This is a genomic window from Bradyrhizobium sp. CAR08 (assembly GCF_052871955.1).
On record NZ_JBIXJX010000056.1, the window covers coordinates 1 to 4,232 of the forward strand.

The following is a 4,232-nucleotide window of genomic DNA, read 5'->3' on the forward strand; positions in this document are numbered from 1 at the left end:
CGAATGCTGATCCGAAAAAATACCGCATGGCCGGAACTTCCACCCGCTGGAAACAACGTCAAGAGCTCCACGGCTACACACCACGAGGGAGAGGACGGGCCGTTCGATACGTCGCATATCGCCGTCGTCGACGCACATGGAAACGCTATTTCCATTTGCCCGAGCGACACCTGCAGCGATACGGTTATCATTCCCGGAACTGGCCTCGCTCCTTCCTCGCGCGGCTCGCAATCTCGGGCCGATCCGAAACATCCATCATCGGTCGCGCCGGGCAAACGCCCGAGGCTCACGCCGAACCCATCGATGGTGTTTCGCAAGGGCAAGATGACTATGCCCATTGGCAGCCCGGGTGGCGACAGTCAGGTTCAGGCAGTGCTACAGGTAATCCTCAATCTCTCGGTATTCGGAATGGACCCTCAGAGGGCTGTGGAAGAGCCACGATTCATTACCTACAGTCACCCAGACTCGTTCGCGCCGCACGCCTCATTTCCTGGCCGACTGTGCCTAGAGGGACGGTTTTCTGAGTCGACAGCCAACGAATTGTCAAAACTGGGCCATAAGGTCGTCCTGTGGCCAGATCGTTTATGGCGGGCAGGCGGCGTTTGTCTTGTTCGTCATGATTACGATAAGGGCGTTCTGGAATGTGGCGCCGATCCGCGACGAGCCGCCGCCTACGCGCTAGGCTGGTAACGCACAGCTTTGGCACAGTTGAGCGTCCTCTTGGTCAATCGCGGCTTGGCCGCGTTTCGGCGGCTTGCGATGCAGGCAAGCCGCGTAGTTGATCGGCTGATTTTGCTCCAGTTCGAACTTCGCCCATCACAAGACCCGGACATGAAGCGCAGCCGATCTTCCGAAGATCAAATCATCGGGATCGAGGGGGCACGACACCGGCATTTCGGTCGGCGAGCTGGAGGTCTCTGAGGCCGAGCGACTGAAGACGCTGAAGGACGAGCGCGCGGCTTACCGGGTGATGCCACGCTGGACAACGCAGCCTTCCAAGATCTCCCGGAAATTATGGTAACGCTTGCTGCCAGGCGCAAAGCGATGATCCGGGTTGAGCGAACTGCGGGCGTGCAGAGCCATCGATTGTTGCCGTATGACCATGAGATACTAGACGACCAGGGCGAACGATGCCGGTCTTAGTCAACGCATGCAAGCGATCGCCCGGTAGCGCGCCGTTCAGCTGTCGACGTCCGGCACGTGCAACAAGCGGGAGGGCTACCTGGGGTCAAGCTGTTCCGGCTCTACGCGAACGCGAAGCTCGCGATGCGTCGGCTTTGTGTCAGACCGGCGCGCTGAAGGCCGAAGGTTCCGCATGCTGGGCGTGGTCGACCACTTGCACGAGGGAGTGCCTGACGCTGGTGGTCGATCGCGCCGTGCGGCGCGGCAATCAGGATGGAAGTGCTTCCCATCCAGATTGTCGCGCTATAGCGCCGGCAACTGGGTGGCACGGGATCTGAACCCGGCGACGAGGGAACGCTGCAAATACAAGCGCGTCGGTCGGCGGCAATGGCAGCGAGCTCACCAGCAACGCCATCCTAGCATCGGCCGATCAGATACGCGTCGGTTCGAACTACACAGCGCCCGGGAAGCGAATGCAGAATGCCTTGATGGAACGGGTTTCGCGATGAATCGCTGAAGACACCAACGCACGGCCAGACTCGCCACTCGGATGGAGAACGCCGTCCGAGTTCGCATCGCCTGCAACCCGCGCCGGGATTTAGCGTTGCGCTATGCCTCCGCGCCAGCTCCGGTCGCTAGCACCGCTTAACTGGCCCAATCCAATGGTCCGAGCGAACTCAGAATTGGACACAACTTAGGCGCAAACGGCAATCGAGATGATCATAACGTTGCCTTCTGCATGTTCCACATCGTGATAAACGATGCTGTCATATCTAGGCCGGTTAGCGGCTTACGATGGGCAACTGGAAGAACTATTTGACCGAGCAGAACGGAGCCGACGAAGTCCCACCACACTCTCTGCATATCCCGGGCCAATGCCTTGCGATCTTCAATCGATTCAATATCTATCCATCTAGTCCGAAGAATTTCGAATTCGGCGTTTTTAGGCCAGCCGTACCAAGCATTGTCACCGTTGGCGGCAAAAATTGCACCAGTAGCAATCGGATCACCGAGGGAGAGGTCGTTAGTCCACGACATGAAGATGCTCCAGCCACCGGTTTCTATAGGGCCCTTGTTCGCGCGCCGTGTAACAATTCCGCCCCAGTCGCTGGGCGCGAGCTCGGCATTAACCCCGATTTTACGCAATTCGGCCACCAGGAACTGACAGGCATTACTGAGCGTCGCAACATTTGTGGGCTGCAGAATGACAATCTTCTCGCCGGAATATCCGGCTTCCTTGAAAAGTTCCTTGGCCTTTTCGGGGTTACCTCCCTTCTTGTACCATCCCGTATTTTCGTCGTTTGAATATAGTGTGTTGTTACCGAATATCGAAGTAAGTGGGCAGCCATATTCTGGGTTGGGAGACATGATGCTTAAAAAAGCCTCCTGATCGATCAGGTGGAGCATCGCTTGGCGGGCCTTCAAGTTTTCGAACGGTGGCTGCAGAAAGTTCAGACGCATGAACACGTCGTTGCCCGAGGTATTCAGAGCACGAAGCTCGAGGTTTGGATCGTTCTTTATCGCTGAGTAAAAATCAGCAGGCGGAGCTTCCATGAAATCGATCTCACCCGCTTGCAAAGCCGCGAGGGCAGTCTGTTCATCAGCAATATTGCTCCAGACGACCCGATCGATCTTGACCAATTTGCCCCCGGCTAATCCGTCCGAGGGTTCAGTCCGCGGTATGTACTTTTCGTTGCGGTCGTAGGCGAAGCTAGCGCCCGGCTTGGCAAGGGCCTGATTGAACTTGAAAGGACCCGACCCGATATTCGCGGTCACCTGCTCACTTGCCGGTCGACTCGCGTCCTTCTCGCGCATCATAAACAAATGTGGGGACGTTGGCGCCGCCAGTAGTTCGATTAGGATCCCTAGCGGCTCTCTAAGTACGATAACGAAGGTTTTGTCATCTTTCTTCGAGATTTCTTTGGTGCGCTCCATGATCACTTGTCCAGCTTGAGACACTTGCGCCCAACGCCGGATTGAGGCGACGCAGTCCGCCGCAGTAACGGGAGTGCCGTCGTGCCAGCTCAGACCATCGCGGAGTTGGAACGTATAGGTCTTCTTGTCGTCGGAAACGCTCCAGTTGGCGAGCATCTGCGGCTGCGGAATCCTCTTGGAGTTGACCCCGAAGAGCGTGTCATAGATTGCAAATGCATGGTCGGAGGTTGTGTTAGCGGTGCTAACAACTGGATCGAAGACTCGCAGGTCTCCGTTCATCACCATTCGGACGATTCGCCCGGCGTCGGTCGCTGGTTGCGCCCTTAGTACTGAAGGCATCGACAGGGCCATTCCAGCCGTCATACCCGTCTTGACGAGGTCACGTCGCGAGATTGTCATGTTCTCCCTTCCCTTCTGGCTCAAGTGCGCTGTTGATCCGCCTTGTCTACAGAAAGTGGCGATAGATGCGCGGTGTTGCTGATGACCGACGTTCCGCCGCTGACCTCAATTGGCAATGCACCTGCCCAGCCGCCCGCCAAACCAGCGCTAAAAGAGGCGTGTCAGCCTCAGTCGACCTCGGAGCACAATACCGCCATATTTCGTTGGAGACTGAACGCAATAATCGGCAGTAGACGCAGGAAAGCGGAAAATTTTCACGTCAAACCGCAGAATTTGCGCGCTGGCCCGACGCAAACAATGGTCGTTCTAAAAAACCCTCGGCTCAGTTGGCATCGGCATAAACGGCAAAGCTCGACCATGTCGATCCGCAAATCTGGCTCACGGGGGGCTCTGGCAAGTTTCTGTGATCTACGAAGCGATGAAACCCGCGGCCAGCGTTCGGCCCGCTACTGCGCCAGATAGTGCGCGGTGTGCCCTGACCAGCCTTGGGGCCGTGAGAACGGCCGCGGGAATAGCCGATGCTCGGCAAGTCATTGCTCCCGCGCGCTCAGAGCTGCCAGTCGCGGCAATGAGCGGTCGAACGTCTTGTTCGATCATGATGACATCGGCCGAAGTTGGCGCGAGAGTTTTCCACGGTGGATCAGTCTGGTGCGTGATGCGCTCCCACGAGAGGCGCTCGGCTCCTCTCCCTCGTGGTGTGTAGCCGTGGAGCTCTTGACGTTGTTTCCAGCGGGTGGAAGTTCCGGCCATGCGGTATTTTTTCGGATCAGCATTCG

Annotated in this window: 2 protein-coding genes and 1 pseudogene; 2 read left to right on the forward strand and 1 reads right to left on the reverse strand. The window is 57.3% G+C overall.

What is annotated here, in order from left to right:
• Both ACIPUD_RS39505 and ACIPUD_RS39510 read left to right on the forward strand, forming a co-directional pair.
• Window positions 1–690 (forward strand): gamma-glutamyltransferase (locus tag ACIPUD_RS39505; RefSeq protein ID WP_446482957.1); only part of this gene is annotated, 690 nt, incomplete at its 5' end.
• Window positions 691–831: 141 nt separating this feature from the next.
• Window positions 832–1,771, forward strand: a pseudogene (locus ACIPUD_RS39510) (IS3 family transposase).
• A 71-nt stretch (window positions 1,772–1,842) separates the two neighbouring features.
• Here ACIPUD_RS39510 and ACIPUD_RS39515 read toward each other — a convergent pair.
• Entirely contained in the window at window positions 1,843–3,456 is a 1,614-nt protein-coding gene (locus ACIPUD_RS39515; RefSeq protein ID WP_446482958.1) for an ABC transporter substrate-binding protein, read from the reverse strand.
• Between the last annotated feature and the right edge of the window lie 776 nt (window positions 3,457–4,232).

Bases quoted from the DNA above. Each gene is read 5' to 3' on its own strand.
- ACIPUD_RS39515 (WP_446482958.1), bottom strand. From the start codon at position 3,456: ATGACAATCTCGCGACGTGACCTCGTCAAGACGGGTATGACGGCTGGA.